This is a genomic window from Parabacteroides goldsteinii DSM 19448 = WAL 12034 (assembly GCF_000969835.1).
In the GTDB taxonomy this organism is placed as follows: domain Bacteria; phylum Bacteroidota; class Bacteroidia; order Bacteroidales; family Tannerellaceae; genus Parabacteroides; species Parabacteroides goldsteinii.
Genome location: NZ_KQ033912.1, coordinates 716,620 through 739,535 on the forward strand (window position 1 = coordinate 716,620; position 22,916 = coordinate 739,535).

Sequence of the window (22,916 nt, forward strand, 5' to 3'; positions counted from 1 at the left end):
GCATTCGTTTTTTCGAGTGAATGACACTAAAGTAAACAATACCCCCCTATTTACATTCTCTTGGACGAAATTTATTTCATGGATGTTTCATGATATATAGTTTTAAAATCAAGATTAAATTAAATGCAAGAAAACCCTGCAAGAGTTCTCCCGAATACTTGCAGGGTAATTAAGGTCTATTTAAATTATGTTGAATATACTATTCCAAAGCCGGTGCACTTGCCTTTGTCGGCCAGTAAGGATTCTGATACAAATTAGACGTTTCCAATTTTGAATCAGGAGAAGCTAATGTCAACTCAAGAACAGAATATGGTGATAAGTAATAAGCTTTTCTCCACTGATATCCATCCCAAACTTCATTGTTTTCTTTGATTACACGGTATGGGCGGATGTATTTGCTGTCCTTTCTGTTTGAGATATTGGCATCCCCCTTGCCTTCAGCCTGTTCGATCAAGGCGGATTCGTCAGTCACGTTGCCTTTCTCATCGACTTTCAAATAAGCTTCATCCTTATACATTTGCGTCCAGAAATTGACACCTTCAGGAATATATTTACCCATATTTTCAGGGAATAAGGCATCAAATGCTCTCCAACGGATCAAGTCGCCCTTTCTTCTTCCTTCGCCGATAAATTCACAACGACGTTCACGGCGAATGTTATACATAGTCGCATCCACTTTTTCGGAACCGGAATAAACTGCCCAGTCCGGTTCTTTTGAAAGATCGGTTGCTGCAATAGTCTTATTAAAATCAGGATCTATACCAGCACGTTCACGCAACTGTCTCCAATAAGATGCTGCCGTCCCATCAATTGATCCGTTTTTCAAATAAGAAGCTTCCAGATAGTTCAAATACGCTTCAGCAGCACGAGCTACTACAATACCGTTAGTTCCGCGTACGCCATTACGAATCTGTGAAAAATCATAGCAATAGTGTTTACGCTGACGGAACCCAGTACGGTCGCGGTGTTCGGTCAATGCCACAACTGTCGGTGCTTCAAAAAGATTTAATGAATCTTCATTGACTACAACAGTTGATTCACCAAACACGAACAACTGTAAACGTCCGTCGCGTCCTTCTTTTTGCAAATCAATTGTTACGTCACCTTTATATCCGGAATTGACAGCATAGATCGGTAAACCGTTTTCCATCAGGAATGCATCTACATAACTTTTTGTCATACCGTTATTACCACCTTCCATGATATAAGCCATGAAACCATGTGTTATACTTAAGTCTGAATCAAACTGACGCCACATCAAGACTTCATCTAAAGAACTTGGATCAGGCATTGAAAACATTTCAAAATAAGGATTCCAACCGTAAATCTGATTGATTGCAGGATTCAACACTTTTGTATTTTGTACCAGACTATGATTGTCTGCTACTTCTTTCGCTGCACTCATTGCTTCAGTCAGGAAAAAGTCGATTTCACTGTCGATGTTAAATGTTTTGCCTGCATTGTAAGCCATGTTCGCTCCCGGCCATCCGGATTCACCCGGTACACGCGGCGTACCTTTGTGGTATTTCTCGAATGTCGCTTCGTATAAAGCTACGCGCGATTTCACCAAAAGTGCCATTTCTTTACCGATACGCACCTTGTTGAATGCCGTACCCGGTTTTAACAAAGAGATGGCTCTGTCCAAATCTTCCAGAATAAAACGGGCTACTTCATTGCGGGGGGCACGTTTGCTGAATTCCACCAGTTCTTCTGTTTTATCTTCCGGTACAGTTGTAACGATGGGGAAGTCACCATAGGTGCACAGACGGTCGAAATAAGCAGTAGCTCGCAAGAAATAAATTTCACCTATATAATGGTTGATATCTTCCGTTGCACCGGAGATAACACCAGCTTCCTTCTTCGGCAATACTTGTTCAAGGAAGTAATTCATAGCACGGATCAGACTAAAATCAGGGCCACCAGAAGAAGGAACCAACCAACGATCTGCTGCAAAATAGCCTGTGTTGGCTTCACCTACTACCATATTGTCCGTATCACCGTCAACATTCAAAGGTCCGGCATTATAGGCTGCATCATTTGTTGCAATAAGAGAGGTGTAATAATTGATAGCATAAGCTCCCAATTCTTCAGCAGAATTAAAATATTGTGCAGGAGTAATGCTTGAAATCGGTTCCCTATCCAAAAAATCGTTACATGACGATGTCAGTATACCGCAAGCTGCCACTATAGGAAAAATATATATTTTTTTTAAATTCAGTTTCATAATCCTCATTATTTAGAAATTAACATTCAGACCTACAGAAATCGTTTTACACAGCGGATACAATTTACCGTCTCCCCAATCTCCACCTAATGTTTCAGGGTCAAATACACCGGTAATATCAGAAATAGTCAGTAAGTTATCTCCTGAAATATATAATCTGACAGAAGACATACCGGCCTTAGAAATCCACTGTTGAGGTAATGTATAACCTAACTGTATATTTTTCATACGGATATAAGCCGCATTCTGTAAGTATCCACTTTGACGTTGTTGGTTCTTACCTCCATCAAAGCTGGCACGCGGATAATAAGCGTTCAAATTAGCACCCAACGGATCATTTTCACCACGCCAGAAATCCCAGTGTTCTTTGAAACCGGCTGATTGCCACATACCACCGTTTGCCCCCCAGAAATACGGACCATCCAACCAATAATCACGTTTACCGATACCTTGGAAGAATACAGAGAAGTCAAAACCTTTCCAAGCTGCATCCAAAGTTAAACCGAAATTGTAACGTGGTGTACTATTACCGATGATAGAACGGTCACCCGGATTATCTACCGTATTACCGCCTGTGTTAACAACACCATCACCGTTTAAATCTTTATACATCACATCACCTGGGCTCCAGCTCGATCCCCAACTCGGTTTATTGTTAGCCAAATGAGCATCCATCTGTTCCTGAGTCTGAGCAATACCCACAGTCGTATATCCCCAAATTTCATTCAACATTTTACCGCTGTAATGAGCGATATCTAATGATCTTGATTCATTCGGATATCTAGTTATCTTCTGTCTTGCATCAGACAAAACAAATTTAGCTCCATAACTAACATCACCTATACGATCTCTCCATGAGAGTTCCAACTCAAAACCGTATGATTTCATATCTGAGTTATTGATTTTCGGAGGAGTTGTCCCTAAAACACTTGGTAATTCAGGAGCCGGTCCGATCATATCATACGTATAACGTGTAAAGTAATCGAATGATCCGGTCAAACGGTTATTCAATAAAGACCAATCCAAACCAACGTCCCAGGTTTCAACTGTTTCCCAGGTCTTCAATGAACTTACGATTGATGGTAATCCGGCTACATTCGGTTTCAAACCATTTACCAACCAACGGCCATTAGCTGTTCCTACCGGCATAGTCTGATAGAATGGGTACCAAGCATCATTTGTATCCGTATTACCCAACTGTCCCCAAGAACCTCTTACTTTTAATGTGCTGAAAATATCAGACAGACTACCAAAGAATTCTTCACGGGCAATATTCCATCCGGCTGATACAGAAGGGAAGAATCCCCAGCGCTGATCACCGATAAAACGGGAAGATCCGTCATAACGCCCGTTCAACTCAACCATGTAACGATCTTTGTAATTGTAGTTGATACGTCCGAAGAAACCGGCAACTGAATTTTCGGCTTTACCGCCACCCACTTTTTGTTCAGATGTAGTTTGATTTATTGTAGGTACTTCCGGAGAGATGATCTTATCTCCTTGTCCATAAAGATTATCTGTTCTCGTTAATTCGGCATTAAACCCAACCATCACTTTGAAGAAGTGATCATTGATTGTTTTCTGGTAATCCGTATAAATATTTGTTGTAAAATAATCTTCTGTATACCTGCTTTCCGAAATGCGACTGGCTCCCGGTGAATAAGAAGCTCCGCCATCCCAGCTTATGGCATAAGGTTGGTTATTAGCATCGTATGCATAAACTGGCAACACTGCCCAGTGCTGATTGTTTGTATGCGTACGCATATTCCCATCAATATTGATTGTCCAATCTTTGATCGGTTCGAATCTTAAACCCATTTGTTGAGTGTAATAATTCTTTTGCTGTGTCTGTACACCACCTTCTTCCATCTGGGTCAACTCCATACCTTCGGTTAAATGTCCATTATCATCATATACCGGACAGGTCGGCCAGCGGCGAGCAATATTATGGAAGAACAATCCCGTCATATAAGTCGGACGATCGTAATCTTCACGTGTCCATTTACTTGTATAATTTAAAGTAACCCATTTTGCCAATTGAGCTGTTATTTTAGCATCCAATGTGTATCGCTGGAAATTATCCGATCCATGGCGTATCAAACCATTCTGATCCAAAAAACTACCACTGACACGGTAAGTCAGTTTTTCCGTACCGCCACTTACACTTAAATTATGCTCGTGTGAAGGCGCCCAATTACGATATACTTCAGCAAACCAGTCTGTATTAGCATTAGCCCCACTATACATTTCCCACTTATTTTGAGAATTGGGAGTAGAAACGGTTGTTATCTTACCAGCCTGATAATCCTGAATACGCTGCATGACATCAGCACTAAATACCGGACTCTGACCAGCATTGGCAGCTGCTGCATTAAAATATTGTGCAAACTGATAAGAATCCATCATTTCCGGTATCTGCAAAGCATCTGTGAAACGAACATTACCGGAATAACTTACGTTGGTTTTACCTGCTTTTCCACCTTTTGTCTTAATCAAAATCACACCAAACGATGCACGCGAACCATAAATAGAAGACGCTGCAGCGTCTTTCAAAACAGAAACCGATTCGATATCATTCGGATTGACAGTGTTCATATTACCTTCAATACCATCAATCAACACTAATGGTTTCGAACCGGAACCGTCACCGATAGTACCAGCACCACGAATATTGAAATTCATTTCATTATCAAGCGTACCACCACCTGAATTTACAGAAAAGTTCAAACCGGGAACTACACCTTGCAAAGCTTGCGAAACATTCTGAACCGGACGAGATTCGAGCACTTCTGCATCCACCATACTAACCGACCCAGTTAAATTAACCTTTTTCTGTGTACCAAAACCTACAACTACCACTTCATCAAGTGTTTGTGTATCTTCCTTAAGTACAATTTTAATAGGGCTTTGTCCTGTGTACTTTACCTCCTGGGTAATATAACCGATAAAGGAAATTTGGATCAAGTCTCCTTTTTTGACATGAGAGAGTTCAAAATTTCCATTCATGTCCGTAACAGTTCCATTTGTAGTTCCTTTTACGACAACAGAAGCACCGGTTACAGGCCCAAACTCATCTTCAATAGTCCCTGTAAGTTTGTCTGTTTGTTGAGTAATAGTTGTTGCTGCACTCACTTCCATAGCATGAAGTTGCCCTCCATAAGAAAAGGCTAACGAAAGCAACAAAACACCAACGGTTTGCATTTTTTTTAGCATAGCATTACTTTTAATTATTAAAACTAGGTTAACTATAAGGAATAACTTATGTTAATCAAAAGATTATAAACTTTGACGCCAATCATATTTATATTTGTTTTTATATTAGTTCTGGTAGAACTCAGTCCTTATTTTTCAATACCCACAAGGGTTACAAGCCTGTTTCATTTACTTTAAAAACGTATGATTAGATTTTATTATAAAAGCTGATTTTCTTTTTGTTTTTTAAATATACCTTCTGTTGCTATTTTATTTTTTAAATATTTGAAAGGTTAAAATGTGATATATTTAAAAATAATATATATATTTGCACCGAAAACAAAAATAGTTCTACCAGAACTATGGTATTCCTTATTATATTCTATCTCTTGAAATTTCAGGGCAACCGCACCAAATTGTTTGAAAAGCCAACAGCAAAGACTTTTGGAGATCCGAAAAGCCCTCGTTTTTAGAAAAATCTATCTCCCAATGGAGTTTTATAAATTTACTTTCACCTTTCACCATCTATAACATATTATAAAGCAGGTAATTGCAGTGAAGGAAGAGTGAGGGGGTGAAAAAACGGAGATGTTTGTCACGAGCATCATACCAGTTTAGGAGGGATGAGTTCCTGGCTATCCAGGCGAGAATATATTGCACGATTACGAAAGAAAGGAGTGGAAAATATGCATTTCCCCACTTTTCCCATGCCTATGGGGATTTTTCCCCACAGACATGGGGAATATGCCCCACCAGTATGGGGAAAAGTCCCCACTATGGTGGGGAAATCTCTAACTTATCCAGCAATACATCATGTTCCACACCTTACGACATAAGAGGGGCAAACATCCCTTCCAATAAAAATAAAATAACAACTAATACAATCTTAACATAATACATAACCCTACATTTAAGATATGTAAAATTATTATTACAACAACCACATCACATAAATATTGATTTTTAAGCATTACAAACATTCAGTTATTATCACTTCTTTATTAAAAAAAGGCACTGCTTTCACAAGCAACGCCTTTCTTTATATAACTAACCTGTAGAAACAAATTACATTCTATTTACTACAAACTAATTAGCATTCATGGTATTCTTTCCTAGCTATCGCAGTAGAAAAGATAATATTCATAAAGTTAACATAAACTAGTATCTTCTATAAAAATCCCAATAACATCATTTGTAATCAAATTGTCAATATTATGTTTGCTGAAACAAATGTACATATTTTAAAATTAAATTCACAAATAATGGAAATCTGGTATTATAATAGAGAAGTCCAGCCTTATTTATCTTTTTGTCAACTTATTTTAGGACGGGAGGAAAGACGCGAACAAACACGTGCTGACTGTGAAAAAAATCACAAAATAAGGTATCCCTTACATATTAATAACTAAGATATACAAACACGGCTTGCAACATTCCGCAAATGCCAGTATCTTTGTAAATTATTTATTAAATAAAATGGGAAGACGCTCAGGTTACAAAGACACAAATCTCAAAAAAGCCCCTCGCGGACGCAAAGTAACGGTGAAGGAAGAGAATACATTGCTCCCTTTCCTGTTCGCATTGCTAAGTGAACAGAGCAAAAGTTCCGTCAAGGCTTTACTCAGCCACGGACAAATCTTGATAAACGGGAAGGTTACCTCCCAGTTCAACGCTCCTTTAGTGCCGGGAGACGAAGTCGAGATCAGTTACGAACGGGGAAAGGTGGAATTCAGCAACCCCTTGTTACATATTGTCTGGGAAGATGACGACCTGATCGTTGTCAATAAGAAAAGCGGGCTCATGTCCGTTTCCAGCGACCGTGTAAAGGAACGTACCGCTTATCATCTGCTCAGCGATTACGTCAAGAAGAATGATCCCCGGAGCAAGATTTTTGTCCTCCACCGGCTCGACCGGGATACTTCGGGACTGATGATGTTTGCCAAGAACCAACGGGTGCAGAAAGCATTGCAGTCGAACTGGAACTCGGCCATCACCCAACGTTCTTACGTTGCCGTAGTAGAAGGCCGCCCAGAGAAAGACCATGACCTGATCGTCTCGAACCTGGTTGAAAATGCCAAGATGCAGGTATATGTAACAGCTGAAGGCGACGGAAAGGAAGCCATCACCCGTTACCATGTGCTGCACAGCAACGGCCATTATTCTTTACTGGAACTCGACCTGGAGACAGGACGTAAAAACCAGATACGTGTCCAGATGGAATCTATCGGACATCCCATCGTCGGCGATTACAAGTACGGCGCAGATACTGATCCCGCCGGACGGCTGATGCTTCATGCCCGACGGCTCTTCTTTATTCATCCGGCAACAGGTGAAGAGATGCGTTTTGAAACACGTATTCCGGATGCTTTCGTTTCATTAGCTAAATAAACTAAGACAGAAATATAGACATAGTATGAAGAAACTCTTTAGTATCTTATTGCTGGTGTTCGTAACACTGGCCGTACAGGCTCAAATTCATCAGCCTGTCAAGTGGAAAATAAAACTGGAGGACTCCAAAACTGCCGAAAAAGAAATCGTATTCACCGCCACCATTGAAAAAGGCTGGCATCTGTACGATATGAACCTGCCCGAGGGGGGACCTGTTTCAACCTCGTTTACTTTTGAGACACTCCAGGGGGCCGAACTGATCGGACAACCGGTATCCAACATTAAGCCGACTGTCGTTTACGACGAACAGTTTGCCATGGACCTCCGTTGGTTCCCCGGTGCCGTAACCTTTACACAAAAGGTAAAAATACTCGACCCGAAGAAGTTTAAAATCGAAGGGGAAGTCGAATTCATGGTCTGCAACGACGAAACCTGTTTGCCACCCGACCGTGAGAGTTTTGCTTTCGACAGTAAAAACACGAAACTGACATTGCCTACCGAAGCGCCTGTCGTGGAGAAAGAAGATGTTACAAAAGAACAGCCGGATACAAACCTCGTAGTGGAAGAAGGAAAAACCCTGACAACACCCGACCCGGTTGCAAAAGAAGAAAAAGTAATCGTCAATCCGGAAAAGATAACCAACGCATTAACGAACGATGCTGCTTTATGGACACCGGTTATCGACGAGTTGAAAGCCTTTGGCGATACGACCGTTACGGCAACCGATACTTCCTGGCTATTCATTTTCTTCGCCGGATTCCTCGGCGGATTGATCGCCTTGCTGACACCTTGCGTGTGGCCGATGATCCCGATGACGGTTAGTTTCTTCCTAAAACGTACGAAAGACCGGAAGAAAGCGATTCGCGATGCACTGACATACGGCTTGTCCATTATTGTAATCTACCTGGTGATGGGATTACTTATCACGGGTATTTTCGGGGCTAGCGCACTGAATGACTTATCGACGAACGCTATATTCAATATTATATTCTTCCTGTTGCTGGTTGTATTTGCCATTTCGTTCTTCGGAGCATTTGAAATGGTTCTACCCGCTTCATGGACAACAAAACTGGATAGCAAAGCGGATTCTACCACCGGTATATTGAGTATCTTCTTTATGTCGTTCACCCTGGTACTGGTATCTTTCTCCTGTACCGGTCCGATTATCGGAACATTGTTGGTTCAGGCTGCATCTATGGGAACGGCAGTCGGTCCGGCTATCGGAATGTTCGGGTTTGCATTGGCACTCTCTATTCCGTTCAGTCTGTTCGCCATCTTCCCGAATATGTTGCAAAGTATGCCTAAATCAGGCGGTTGGCTGAACTCCGTAAAAGTAGTACTTGGTTTCCTTGAACTGGCTTTGGCTTTGAAGTTCCTCTCCGTAGCCGACCTGGCTTACGGCTGGCGTTTGCTGGATCGTGAAGTATTTATCGTGTTATGGATTGTGATATTCGTTCTGTTAGGTTTCTATCTGCTGGGCAAAATCAAATTCAGCCACGACAGCGATGTGAAATATGTATCTGTTCCGCGTCTGTTTATGGCAATCATTTCATTCGGCTTCGCCGTTTATATGGTTCCGGGACTTTGGGGTGCTCCGCTGAAATCGATCAGCGCCTTCGCTCCTCCTTTGTACACACAGGATTTCAGCTTGTATGATGACGAAGTCCATGCAGCCTACGACGATTATGAAAGCGGCATGGCCAAAGCCAAACTCCTAAATAAACCGGTGATGATCGACTTTTCCGGCTTCGGTTGTGTAAACTGCCGCAAGATGGAAGCATCCGTCTGGACAGACCCGAAGGTGAAACAGATACTCGAAAACGATTATGTACTAATCACCTTGATGGTAGACGATAAGACTAAACTGCCGCATCCGATCGAAATCGAAGAACATGGCAAAGTCCGCAAACTGAAAACAATCGGCGATAAATGGAGTTATCTCCAGCGCAGTAAGTTCGGAGCCAACGCACAGCCTTTCTACATTCTGCTGAATGACGAAGGCAAACCGCTCGGCCCGTCTTATGCCTTCAACGAAGATGTATCGAAATACATACAATTCCTTGAAAACGGATTGAAAACGTTCAAAGAACAAAATAAATAATTAATCAATGTGCCGATATGCCAATGTGCCAATTAAGAATGCTCCTGTACCGACAGAGTTTCTTCATTTTCACATTGGCATATCGGCACATTAACTTATTGGCATATTATTACAATGTCTACGAAACAAGAAAAAATGGAAGCCTTCGGGCAACTGCTCGACATTCTGGATGAGCTTCGGGTGAAATGTCCCTGGGACAGGAAGCAAACAAACGAGAGTCTGCGTACCAACACAATCGAAGAAACATACGAATTGTGCGACGCAATTATGAAAGACGATAATAACAATATCAAAAAAGAGTTGGGCGACCTGCTCCTGCATATCGTCTTCTATGCAAAAATAGGCGAAGAGAAAGAAGCCTTCGACATCAAAGACGTATGCGACAGCCTTTGCCAGAAGCTCATCTTCCGCCATCCGCATGTATTTGGTGACGCATCCGCCGATACGGCCCAGAAAGTAGAACAAAGTTGGGAACAGATAAAACTGAAAGAAAAAGGCGGCAACAAAACCGTACTGGAAGGCGTCCCTGCTTCCCTCCCGTCTGTCGTAAAAGCCCACCGTATCCAGGATAAAGCCCGCAACGTAGGTTTCGATTGGGAACAGCGCGACCAGGTATGGGATAAAGTTCATGAAGAGTTTACCGAACTGAAGGCCGAGATCGACAAAATGGATGCAGATAAGATGGAAGGTGAATTCGGAGACCTGTTCTTCAGCCTTATTAATGCCGCCCGCTTATATAAGATCAACCCGGATAACGCATTGGAACGCACGAACCAGAAGTTTATCCGCCGTTTCAACTATCTGGAAGATCATACCATCAAAGAAGGACGTTCACTGAAAGAAATGTCTTTGGAAGAGATGGATAAGATATGGGATGAAGCCAAATCGAAAGGTTTATAAAAAACAAAAGGGGAACCGACATCACGTCGCCACCCCTCCCTTAACTTAAACGCCAAAACTAAATCTAAACAAAAAACACAAATAATGATAATATTTTATTTTTTCTTGTTTTCATCTTTCCTATCGTCCGGTCCTTTCATAAAATTCCGTGCAAACTTATATTCTGCCCGCCGGTATTTATAAAGTTTCTCAGGCGATAATATCTTTTTGAATTTCTCGTAATATTCTTTTTCCAAAGCCGCTTCCTTCATCTTCACTCCGAGACATTCATCATTCACTTTCGAATAATCGGATTCAGTCGGTGGATTCTTATGCTTCAGATCCTTCGTCAGCTTACGGCATTCACGGCCAACTTCGAACATTTTTTGTTGTAACTCATTACACAACGGTATAAAAGCTGCTGCTTCTTCCGGTGTCAAGCCTACTTCAGCTGTAATGAAAGCATTTCGCTTTGCCTGAAAGGCCTCCTTATCAAAATGTCGATGTTGTTGTTTTTCTCCCTGCGCCAACACTTTCGAAGAGAACAAAACTGAAATCGCCACAAATGTAATAAAAAATATTTTGCTCATACAATTATTATTACAAAAATATGCTAATAACTTCTTTTTTTCGTCAATTTATTCGTAATTGCCCAATTCTTCTGCTAAAAGATAATCCGTATATTGGGCCTCCAGATACTCCAGGTATTCTTCATTCTCTGCTTCCATGATAGCAGTTTTTACTTCCGATGCATCTTTAGACTGTACTAACAATGCATCAGACTGGCTCTTTTCACCGTCGAAACCGACTATTGCTTTAAAGAACAACCCCAGTCCGGCAAATACAGCAGCCATATACAACCACGGACGGGCACGGTCCATCATGGAGACCTTTTTCGCCTCAGCCTTCGGTTTATCAGGTAACTGGCTCATTATATTAGCCGTGAGATCCTTCATATACCCGTCGGGCACAGTAAAAGGATTCTTTCCTTTAAAACGTTCCAGATTGTTTTGTTCTTTTTCCATACACTTCCGTTTTAATACACCTTTGACGAGCTTCGCCCCAAAAGGTTTAAATGTCTTTTGTTAAAAACTCCTCGACTTTTTTGACCGCATGATGATAAGAGGCTTTGAGGGCACCGACAGAGGTTCCCAGAATATCCGACATATCTTCATACTTCATCTCGTCAAAGTATTTCATGGTAAACACCAAACGTTGTTTCTCCGGTAAAGTGAGGATGGCATTCTGCAATTTCAGCTGTGCCTCGTCACCGTCAAAATAGTCATCCCCCTTCAGACGTTCCAGCAAAAAGACATCGGTATCGTCGATCGAGACGTTATTCATATTCCGCTGGCGGTTCAGGAAAGTAATACATTCATTGATGGCAATCTTATACAGCCAGGTAGACAACTTCGCCTCTCCCCGGAAATAATCGATATTCGTCCAGGCTTTCAGAAAAGTATTCTGCAAAAGATCATTTGCATCATCATGGCTCAGTACCATCTTTCGTATCTGCCAATATAACTTTTCCCCATAAAGATTCACCACCCAGGCAAAAGCATCCCTTTGCCGGGCCGGATCCCGTAGTTGTTCTACGATTTCATCTTCCGTATATTGCTGCATCCTCTCCATATTTGGCTCAAATATACAAAAAAGTACGGATATAAAAAAAGCGGGCAACTTTACAGTTGTCCGCTTTTCGGAAGTGCCCAGAACAGGACTCGAACCTGCACGCCTCGCGACACACGCACCTGAAACGTGCGCGTCTACCAATTCCGCCACCTGGGCATTTCATTACTTTCAGGTAAGCAATCTCTCGTGATTGCGGTGCAAAGGTAGTGTTTTTTTTTATACTGCAAAATATCTATGCTGTTTTTTTCCTATTATTTGAATTTTCAGTTTTTATAGTCAATATTCATTGTCCGTGTTCCCATGATAGGAACACAGACAATCTTCGTTTATTCTTCCGAATTCTCCCAAACGACATCAACTAAATTAACCGTATGATTACCAGTTTTATCAGTTATGGAAGTTCCAAGATTCAGATTTAACGGCCAATAAGCATTCAAACCGTCTTCTGTCCCACTAAAATCACAATTAATATCCGCAGCAACTTCTTCTGCCGTACGTACATCTTTCCATAGACTTAAATCCTGAATATATCCTCTCATATAACGATCAGAATAAGATGGAGCCGTACCTGCCTGCAAATCAGCGTTCGGAGTTACCTGTAAAGTACCACAAGATGAGCTACCAACCTTTTTCCCATCCAGATACAAAGCTATTCCGCCGCCCTTCTGGTAAGTTGCAGCCACATGATACCAACGGTTCAACTCTAAAGAAGAAGTCTGACAACCAGTCCAGTTACCATCGTTAATATAAAACTGTATAACATTTCCACTACTTCTGAGCATCCAACCCGAGTTACCACTCTCACAAGAAATAACATTCTGATCACCACCGGCAAATTCGTTATATTTCACCCGACACTCTATAGAAAAACTTTCCGTCACATTCCAATCGCCGACTGGTCCCAAATTCATTTTAGAACCTAATCCGAAAAGAGGAACACCTGCTTTTACCGTATTAGCATAAAAGGCAGCAATAGCATCATCCAATATCTTCAATGCATTGGTATAGGCTTCATCCGATGATGAATTCTGAAGGATAAAATAGGCCCAATCAATACGGGTTTGTAAAATGTCTTTAGAACCCGGAGCTATACAACCTTCCTCATTTCCTTCCACCGACTCAGAGATAGAAGTTTCCGCTTTTTGAATACATTCGATCAAACCACTTCGGGCTAAAGAGTCATCCTCATCCTTACACGACAAGCAAATCAACATAAGGCTTGCCAAAAATATCATTGATATATACTTTGTTCTCATATAAATACATTTTTAATAACCATCATTCTGACCCAGCGTCGTCCAATCGGGCATACCATCAAATTGAGTCTGTGGTATCGGACGAACCTTATGAAAATCTTTTATATTACCTGCTGCATCCGGATTGTAAAGCTTAATATGATCAACCAGCTTACCTAGGCGCTTCAGATCAAACCAACGCTGAAACTCTCCAGCCAGCTCCCTTCCACGTTCATCCAGAATGAAATCGACAGTCATATCTTTTTCCGTTACTTCCATTTCCTTTTCATGACCGGATTTCGTAGCGCGGCTTCTAATTGTCATGATATCCCGAGCAGCACCCTGCAAATCTTTTTTCGTTGTACTTCTGATTTTTGCTTCTGCACGGATCAAATACATTTCAGCTAAGCGTAATACAGGATAATTTCTATCTGAATTGGTCGACATATCACCCGGACGTGTCTGATCATCGAATTTTGTCATACCGATAAATGTTTTACGATCGGTCGGAATACCTTTTGCATCATACAAGTCATTTACATCGAAAGCAGTATAACATTTTGCCATACGTACTTTTTCCTCTGCAGAGATCGGATCAATACTCAGATATAATGCCGTATCCTTATACAAGGTCTGCATATTGGGAAATGCCGAAGTATCATCAGTCGGATCATTATACAACCATACCCACTGATGTAAGTCGGACCAGCGCAAATCAGCCTCATGATTAAATAATGATATATAATATAATGTAGGAACTGCACCACAGCCACCATAACCAGTCCAACCGCATTCTGTTTTCACACCGGCAAAACGGTCGATAAACATGGCAAAATGTTGCCAGTAATAGCTTGGTTGTTTAAAAGACTCGTCTTCCACAAACTCTGTTGTCCAGATAAACTCTTTATTTCGTTTACTGTCATCCCATAAATCTTTCAGGGAAGATGAAAGTTCCAAACCATAAGAACCATCAATAACCTGCGACGCCATATCGGCTGCCTCATCCAGCTGTTCATTATAAAGATACATACGAGCTAAAAATGCTTTAGCAGAAGGCATATCTATACGTCCATATTCGGAAGTCCGCCGATCCGGTAACAGCTTGACAGCCTCTTCCAATCCCGAAATAATTTCTTTGTAAAAATCCGCACGGGGCGAACGACTAGCCGTCATCCCTTCATCCACATCCGTCGTACGAGGCAGATATGTATCTCCCCATGTTTCAGTTATTATCCAAAGGAACATAGAACGCATAACCATCATTTCCGCTTTATACTGATCTTTTTCCGCTTCATCGGCAAAAGGCGTACTGTCTATCGTTTCAAAGAAAAGATTGATATTTGCCATCGCCTTATAGCAGTGGTTCCACAACCAGGACACATTTCCGTTTGTTGCATCCAAACCATAATAATCGCAGACTCCCATATCCGTAAAATTCCCTCCCCGAAGGAACAGGTCTGCCCCATGTTCTGTAAAAGCAGGCCATTGCCCACCACCGCCATACAGATTGTTTATCTTTGTATAGGACTGATACACCAATGCTTTAATACCATTCTCCTCACCAAAAATATCAGTTGTAGATCCGTACGATTCTTCTTTTAAAAAGTCTGAGCACCCTATTGTAGACATACATATGGCTACCAAACCCAATATAAATATTCTTTTCATACTTATTCGTTTATTATTAGAACTGAAGATTTACGCCAAAAATATAAAATGCTTCCCACCAGGAAATACCACCGGAATTTATGAACTTGCTATAATGAACAGGATCATTCGCCGTTGCATAAACACGTAGTTTTTTCACTACACTTTTATCATTGAACAATGTTTTCGGTAATGTATAACCGACTGTAATATTCCTGATATTAACATAGTTATTTTTATGATAGCCCACTGCACTCAGATATTTAACACTTTGACCGGCTACCGGACGAGGATTACAATTAGTCGGATTTTCCGGAGTCCAGTAATCAACTTTCACCGTATTCCAACGTCCCATTTCTGATGACCAGAAATCTGTACTATAAGTATCTCTCGCCAAAGCTCCGAATTCACCATAACAATCTACTGAGAAATCCAGGTCTTTCCATCGTCCATTGATCTGAAGTCCGCCAACCCAGTCAGGTCTGTTCGTACCCAGAATCATACGGTCATTCCCATCAATCTTCCCATTTCCATCCAAATCAGCCACTTTCACTTCACCCGGTTTCTGTCCGTAAAGTGCTGCAAGGCCCGCTTCTTCTTGTTGCCAAATACCCACTTGCTTATAATCGTAGAATACACCATTTACCGGATAGCCAACAAAAAGTCCGTTATTGATATCCTCTTTCATCTCAGGATCCTGAAGGCGAACCAATTCTTCCTTATTTCTATAATAAGTAAGCGTCGCCCCCAATTCTAAATCTTTTTTCTTAACAGCAATCCCCGACAAAGAAATCTCCAATCCCCGGTTACGGGTATCTCCCACATTATCCCAGGCACGGTTAAATCCTGTCGTATAAGGAAGTGTTTTCAAATAAAGCAAATCAAAACTTCTGGAGTCATACCAGTCAACAGATCCGTAAATACGCCCATCCAGAAAACCGAAATCCAATCCGATATCAAGCATCTTATTCTTTTCCCATTTCAAGTCGGGAGTCGGACGGGTATCAGGTTCCAGACCCGGATAATTAATTTCACCGGATTCTGTTTTAAAGTTGGCATATGTACCATAAAGAGTTCCGGCTGTCGCATAAGCAGCAATTGCATAATTGCCTGTCAAACCATAACTTGCTCTCAGTTTCAGGTTAGTGATCCAATCGATCGGCTTAATGAAATCTTCCTCAGAAATTCTCCAGGCGAGGGCTCCTGACGGGAAAGTTGCCCATTTATGCCCTTCTGAAAGCTGGGAAGCCCCATCTCCTCTGACTGAAAATGTCAACATATAACGATCATTATAATCGTACTGTACACGTCCAATATAAGATACCATCTGGGAGCGGGTAAAACTTGAAGACAATGTTTTCGAATCAACCAGACGCCCCATGTTATACCACAAATAAGCAGGAGATTCCTGTTCTTTACCCGACATACTCGAGTTAACAGTTTGCCTGTTCTGCATCTCCAGTACTCCGGATAAATTAATCGTATGTTTCTTTACGTCCAGCTTATAATTCAGAATATTATTCCACACCCAGTCGGCTTGCCGATTATTAGTCATACTGGCCACATTCCGTGTATCCTGATAAGAAACGCTTCTTTCATCATAATAATATCCTCTGGAAGAGAAAGCCGGATTATAGGCAAAATTCGTATTATAAGTAAAGTTTTTTGCCAGATTGATCTCTGCAAAAATCCTGAAAAAGATCTTCCATTCTTCCGTTTTATCCTTGTAGACTTCATCGCTTTCATTCAGATACGGATTCTTTACAAAAGGATCGCCAAACGGGTAGGTATTGTAAGAACCATCAGCATCCCTCACCGACGTCAACGGAGACATCCTGATTACCGTACCGAACACATCCGGTTTATCATTTTTAATTGTATAATAAGCACGGTTAGAGATTCCGACTTTCATAAAAGGCAATACCTGATGAGATAAATCGGTAGTCAGGTAAAAATTATTGTAGTTATTATTTTTATAACGACTATCGTCATTCCGGTAATTAAATGAGATTTTATACTGAGTTTTGTCATTTCCTGAAGAAATAGTAACCAGATGGTTGGTCCAGAAACGTTTCCGGTTAAAGTATTCGCCCGTCCAGTCCGTATTCATTTTTCCCATATTGGACAGTTCTGCTCCGGAAAAAGCTTTAGCATCATCAGCTTCGCTGTTCCATGTTCCGGCAGCTCGGTATGCTTCACGTTTGAATGCAATATATTCATCTGCATCCATCACTTCGAAAGAACCCCAATCATTTACTCCGACTCCGGCAAACCCATCATAAGAAACAATCGTTTTACCTTTCTTCGCCTGCCGGGTTGTAACCAGAATTACGCCATTAGCACCTCTTGCCCCGTATATAGCGGTAGAAGAAGCATCCTTTAATACATCAATCGATTCAATATCACCGGGATTTATTGAAGCCAGCGTTTCATTATAAGGTATCCCGTCCAACACAATCAACGGGTCATTACTGGCATTTCGGGAACGTGTTCCACGGATTCGAATGGAACTACCATCCATTCGTATACCCGGAACTCCTACAAGGCTGGTCGTAATATCGTTGGCTGGTATTCTGCCAATCTTTTCTGAACTGATAGAGGCCACCGAACCTGTTATATCTTTACGTTTCATAGAAGTATAACCTGTGACAACAACATCTTCCAATCCGATAACGTCTTCCGCCATCACAATGTTGATCTCAGTACGACTTCCAACTGTTACCTCCTGGGATAACATTCCTAAATAGGAAAAGACTAGTATGTCTTTGGGATTCAGATTAGCAAAAGAGTAAGCGCCTTCCTCATCAGTAATGGTTCCGGTTGTACTCCCTTTTACACTAACATTGACACCAAACAAGGGCTCCCCATTAATATCTTTTACGATTCCAGACACATAATTGTCTGTTTTTAACACGGGGGGGGGGGATTAACATATGTTTTGATTCCGCAGCAACCGGCAGAACCAAAACCGACATGACTAGAATCATTGGAATTTTCATTCTTCGATTCAAATCCTGAACGAAAAGTTTAGACAATTGATTAACTTGTTTCATACTCTTTATTTTTAATTAGCAATAAATATTGTTAGATAAGAAGATTATATTATTTATATCACAAACCACGCATATTAACACAAGGCAATAAATACAAACATATAACAACATATTCAAACCTTTTATATCTGTCATAATATTTATCCGGGATTAAAGCCTACTACGAGTGCTCTCCCCTTTTATTTAAAGACAAAGTAAAAGATTCCATTTTACAAATTCATAATAAAATACTCCGATATTCTTATATTATCTTACTATATTATTAATTAGAATTTAGTTAAATAAATCAGACTACCGCTCTATTCCCCAGGAATAATCCGGTGTCGATCCCATTTCTAATGTGAGAGTACCTCCTTTTAACAATTCGGAAGCCGGAAAACGGAAAGACTGGAGTTGCTTGCCATTCAGAACAGCACTCTGAACATATTTATTGACACGGGAAGCATTATGTGCTTCTATCGTAAATGTTTGCCCTCTGCCAAAACGTTCACCCAAATCAATGACAACCTTTTCATATAACGGACTAGCGATCTCATAAACAGGCTCGATGCTACAACCACCATCTGTCTGGAAGAGCCCTAGAGCAGCCATCACAAACCAGGCACTCATTTGTCCCTGATCTTCATCTCCCAGATAAGCATTTGCCATTCCGCCCCCGTAATAACGTTCAATTATAGAACGACTCCATTTCTGAGTTAACCAAGGTTGTCCCACCCAGTTAAACAAAAAGGCAAAATGCATGGACTGTTGATTTCCCTGGACTACCGGATAATCCCAGTACTGATCGTTGGGTGCATTGTAACGCCAAGGTTCACTCGCTCCGAATCCCCATTGAAGACGTTCAACAAAACGGTCTTTTCCTATCATTTCAGCCAAAGCCGGAACATTTTGGGGAACAAAATAAGTCAATTGCCAGGCATTTCCCTCCACATAATGATGGTTCGCACCTGAATGGAAAGGATCAAAATCTTTACTCCAACTTCCATCACTATTCCGCATTTGAGCATAACCGGTTTCCGGATTTATCGCATTTTTCCACCACGAACCCCGTTCTGCAAATAGTTTAGCATCCTCCTCTTTCCCCAATGCCTCGGCCAGTTGAGATACTGTCCAATCGTCATAAGCATATTCCAGTGTATTAGAAAAACGTCCGAGGTCTGCCGGAACATACCGGTGTTTCAGATAGGGCATCAAATCACGATTTCCCGCATAACCACCACAGACTTTCTGACTCGGGGTAGTCTGCATCTTTTTAACAGCAGCAAAAGCTTTTTCTCCGTCAAAACCACGAACACCCATTTGCCAAGCACTGACAATCAAAGGTATTTCATGTTCTGCGACCATTACCGGAATATATTCCATGCCAGCAGGACCTTTAGCCAACCAACCATTCGCATCATACATCGCCAATTGTGACTTTACCCAACGATTACTCCACTCCGGCGTCACCAGATTCCAAAACTGATTCAGATTCCAGAACGTATTCCAAAAAGCATCACATCCCAAAGCCACATCATCCGGATCTGAAAACCGACGGACCTTTTCATCGGCAGATACCCATTCTCCGTTTACATCGCTCCAGATATTACGGCTACACAATGCCCGATACATATTAGTATAAAAACGCACCTTCTCCAAACGGTCATTTGTCGAGATCAACACACGGTCAAACAAATCGTTCCATACATTTACCTGATTATTCCGGACCAGATCAAACTGCCAGCCAAAAGGTGAACTGATTTCTTTCTCCAGATTTTCAGCAGCATTTGCTATACTGACCAGAGAAATACCTGAACGCGCCTGTACTACCGGTGATTTTTTGGCATCAAACTGTAACCAGACACCGGCATTCTTTATATTTTGGGCTGCCAGATGTTCCGTCTTTTCCCTCTTCTCATTGATCCAACCACCCATCGATTCTATAGGCTGGTCAAACTCAATCACAAAATGAAGGGTATATTCCTGATCTGCATCAGAACTCCATACATATTTAGACAACTGATGACTGTAACCCTCGATACGAGTATCGCTGACTTTTTTTATTTCAACATCCTCTAATTGGTAATCATATTCAGCCGGGATATGCAGATCAACCAAGACCCGGGCACTATCCTTATCGGAAGGAAAAGTATATCGCTGAAAACCGCAATGAGTCGCGGCAGTCAACTCAGCTCTAATACCATAATCCGTAAGGTCTACCTTATAATAACCCAAAGGAGCTTCTTCCGTCAGTTTATCTATCCGGGAACGATAGCCTGAATCCGGGTCAGTTTCATCACCGACAATCGTTTGTAACGGTCCATTCGTCGGCATCATACCCAGCCCTCCCATCGTCCATTCGTGTATATGGCTAAAACATCCTACGCTCTCGAAAGTAGGCTGATATCCGGCCTGCCAACCGGCATTCTGATTATCGGGACTCAGTTTTACCATTCCGAAAGGCATCCAGGGACCAGGTGCAATCATCCAACGGGAATGGGCCGTACCAATACGAGTATCTACATACCGGGCTAAAGTCTGAAGAGGCTGAGGCTTACGTTCCACCTTTCCTTTCTGTAATAATTTACCATCTGCCCGAACCTCGAAAGTACTGATCTGCGAAGATGCAACAGCCGGCATCGGAACTTCCAGGCAATAACGTGCTGTATCCAGCACAGTTGAAAATATCTCTTTTCCATCCAATTCGACAGCAAGAGCCGGCTGTCCTTCCAAATGTTCCACATCAACGAGCAAGGGCTGCTTATTTCCACTATCGGTAGCCACTTCATAATCGGCAGCCTTTACAGAACGAACGAATGCTTTTTCCGGATTCACCAACCGGACACGTGAAGGGCCTTGCAAACCGACATGATCAAACAAAAGCCACGAACCTTCCAATACGGAAAGCGTGATGCTGTTTCCTCCCTCACGTAATACTCCTTTCTTCACCGGAATAGACAGATGAATCGGTTTCGCCTGACTCATATCTCCTGTAATAGAAGCATCGCTTCCTCCTGAAGTCAATTGAATCTTCTCTTCCTGACTATTATTAATCAAGACTTTTAACAAAGGAGGTTTATGAGGAGAATTATCAGCCAAATCAACGATCAACGACCACTCCCCTTCTTCCGGAATATTTTCCAATCCGAAAAGGATATTCACGTCATGTGTCCTTAAACCTGCGGTAGACCAAGTTCCGCCCCATTGATCGGCCGGACCGGGCAAAACATAAGGGAATGATTTTTTTACATCACTCTTCCCGACCAAGAAATATCGATCCTCAAAACCAAAGTCATTAGCCAGAAAATCTTTATACCGATCTGGTCCCAATGCCAATTCAACAGTAGAACTATCAGGGACACCTATATTCCAAATCTGTCCCTTATTGTCAGGTATTGTACAAGAGGTTACAGCCAGTACACACAGACAACTTGCCAAAAGTATTCTTTTTCTCATAACTGCAAAGATTATTTATGCAGCAAAAGAAGCGATCTTCAGCGAGTCCCGCAAGTCATATTATTCTGATTGAGTTATACTATGTTCTGATTCTTTCTTTCGATATACGGAAGGAGAGACTCCCATCACTCTTGTAAAGATACGCGAGAAATAGGCTGGTTCCTCAAATCCCAGTTTAATAGATATCTCATTCAATTTAAGATTAGTCAGCACTATATACTGACAGGCTTTCTGAATCTTCAACCGAATAAAATAATTAATCGGTGACATTCTCGTCTCTTTTTGGAAAAGCATTGAGAAATGTGATGGAGAGTATTTAAAGTAAGTAGCTAATTGTTCCAGCGTCAGATTTCGTTCCACATTTTCCTGCATATAGTGGATCACTTTCGACGAGAATGAATATTCTTTATGAGTAGGTAAATTATAATAACGGAACTGTTCCAGATATATGAACGAACTCAGGAACATATAAAGGCACATACTGGAATAGATCATATATTCCTTTGTGTATCCCATAGAGAAACAACTGTATATCTCCTCGAATAACCGTATCCTGTCCTGAAGCCGCGAATGTTCTCCCGGCAAAATATCTTTGGGCATGTTGTAGGACGGGACAAACTCTTTACACAGTTTTCCTTTAAAATGAAGGAAATAGATGGTCCAGGGATCATGCTCGTCCGCTCCAAATGAATAGGGGACATCGGGTGGGATAATGATATACTGGTTTTCAACGACCGTATAAGTCTTTCCATAAATAGTATACCACCCCTTTCCTTCCGTACAATAGATCAGCATCGCATATTTAGAGCCCTGGTCCTTTTGTACATAATGATACTTTACTTTCGGAAAGAAACCGATTTTCCTAACATACAAATTTCCGATAAGCGGTTCGCTGCTGTACGAATCCAGTAATTCGTCCGGCAGGGAAACAAAACGTTCTCCTTTGAATCCTTCCTTAATCTTTATCATGGCTTTAATCATAAGACCTGTTCCAATAAAGAAAACCTTCGCTTTCTCTAACCGGGAACTTACGGTCGGTTTACGATGCGAAGATACAAAAAAACTCCGCCGGTTTCCCGACGGAGTTTCTATCTTTAATACTTTCGGACTTTTCAGTCTTTCGGGTATCT

The 22,916-nt window shown here is 41.5% G+C and carries 14 protein-coding genes and 1 tRNA gene; 3 read left to right on the top strand and 12 right to left on the bottom strand.

The features are described 5' to 3' along the window. Positions 1–199: 199 nt before the first annotated feature. Both HMPREF1535_RS03020 and HMPREF1535_RS03025 read right to left on the bottom strand, forming a co-directional pair. Positions 200–2,224 (bottom strand): RagB/SusD family nutrient uptake outer membrane protein, encoded by a 2,025-nt coding sequence (locus HMPREF1535_RS03020; RefSeq protein WP_010802103.1) that lies wholly within the window; start codon positions 2,222–2,224, stop codon positions 200–202. Between the two features lie 12 nt (positions 2,225–2,236). Continuing rightward, positions 2,237–5,437 carry a SusC/RagA family TonB-linked outer membrane protein gene (locus HMPREF1535_RS03025; protein ID WP_046145256.1) on the bottom strand — a complete coding sequence of 1,067 codons (3,201 nt, stop codon included), beginning with the start codon at positions 5,435–5,437 and terminating at the stop codon, positions 2,237–2,239. A 1,455-nt stretch (positions 5,438–6,892) separates the two neighbouring features. Between HMPREF1535_RS03025 and HMPREF1535_RS03030 the strand changes: the two genes are divergently transcribed. The 3 genes from HMPREF1535_RS03030 (at position 6,893) to mazG (ending at position 10,805) form a co-directional block, all read left to right on the top strand. Then, positions 6,893–7,804: an RluA family pseudouridine synthase gene (locus tag HMPREF1535_RS03030; protein WP_046145257.1), complete on the top strand. Its 912-nt coding sequence runs from the start codon at positions 6,893–6,895 to the stop codon at positions 7,802–7,804. Between the two features lie 25 nt (positions 7,805–7,829). Next, positions 7,830–9,905, top strand: a complete 2,076-nt coding sequence (locus HMPREF1535_RS03035; protein ID WP_046145258.1) for a protein-disulfide reductase DsbD family protein — start codon at positions 7,830–7,832, stop codon at positions 9,903–9,905. Positions 9,906–10,019: 114 nt separating this feature from the next. Continuing rightward, entirely contained in the window at positions 10,020–10,805 is a 786-nt protein-coding gene (mazG, locus tag HMPREF1535_RS03040; protein WP_044214783.1) for a nucleoside triphosphate pyrophosphohydrolase, read from the top strand. A 95-nt stretch (positions 10,806–10,900) separates the two neighbouring features. Here mazG and HMPREF1535_RS03045 read toward each other — a convergent pair whose 3' ends face one another. The 10 genes from HMPREF1535_RS03045 to HMPREF1535_RS03085 all read right to left on the bottom strand — a co-directional run bounded on the left by HMPREF1535_RS03045 (position 10,901) and on the right by HMPREF1535_RS03085 (position 22,755). Then, positions 10,901–11,374, bottom strand: a complete 474-nt coding sequence (locus HMPREF1535_RS03045; protein ID WP_007654630.1) for a hypothetical protein — start codon at positions 11,372–11,374, stop codon at positions 10,901–10,903. A 48-nt stretch (positions 11,375–11,422) separates the two neighbouring features. After that, complete coding sequence (locus HMPREF1535_RS03050) at positions 11,423–11,809, bottom strand: hypothetical protein (protein WP_046145259.1); 387 nt, start codon at positions 11,807–11,809, stop codon at positions 11,423–11,425. A gap of 46 nt (positions 11,810–11,855) precedes the next feature. Next, on the bottom strand, positions 11,856–12,407 hold the full coding sequence (locus HMPREF1535_RS03055) for an RNA polymerase sigma factor (protein WP_044214784.1): 552 nt from the start codon (positions 12,405–12,407) through the stop codon (positions 11,856–11,858). Between the two features lie 83 nt (positions 12,408–12,490). After that, positions 12,491–12,572, bottom strand: a tRNA-Leu gene (locus tag HMPREF1535_RS03060). 170 nt (positions 12,573–12,742) lie between these two features. Continuing rightward, positions 12,743–13,672 (bottom strand): LamG domain-containing protein, encoded by a 930-nt coding sequence (locus HMPREF1535_RS03065; RefSeq protein ID WP_046145260.1) that lies wholly within the window; start codon positions 13,670–13,672, stop codon positions 12,743–12,745. 12 nt (positions 13,673–13,684) lie between these two features. Then, a complete protein-coding gene (locus HMPREF1535_RS03070; protein WP_046145261.1) occupies positions 13,685–15,319 on the bottom strand; it encodes a RagB/SusD family nutrient uptake outer membrane protein in 1,635 nt (544 codons plus the stop codon). A 16-nt stretch (positions 15,320–15,335) separates the two neighbouring features. Further along, positions 15,336–18,191, bottom strand: a complete 2,856-nt coding sequence (locus tag HMPREF1535_RS03075) for a SusC/RagA family TonB-linked outer membrane protein (RefSeq protein ID WP_244275560.1) — start codon at positions 18,189–18,191, stop codon at positions 15,336–15,338. Then, positions 18,166–18,351 carry a hypothetical protein gene (locus tag HMPREF1535_RS26070; protein WP_208856840.1) on the bottom strand — a complete coding sequence of 62 codons (186 nt, stop codon included), beginning with the start codon at positions 18,349–18,351 and terminating at the stop codon, positions 18,166–18,168. The genes HMPREF1535_RS03075 and HMPREF1535_RS26070 overlap by 26 nt, the downstream gene beginning before the upstream one ends. 291 nt (positions 18,352–18,642) lie before the next feature. Beyond that, entirely contained in the window at positions 18,643–21,786 is a 3,144-nt protein-coding gene (locus HMPREF1535_RS03080) for a GH92 family glycosyl hydrolase (protein ID WP_052716638.1), read from the bottom strand. 60 nt (positions 21,787–21,846) lie between these two features. Further along, on the bottom strand, positions 21,847–22,755 hold the full coding sequence (locus HMPREF1535_RS03085; RefSeq protein ID WP_044246026.1) for an AraC family transcriptional regulator: 909 nt from the start codon (positions 22,753–22,755) through the stop codon (positions 21,847–21,849). Positions 22,756–22,916: the final 161 nt, after the last annotated feature.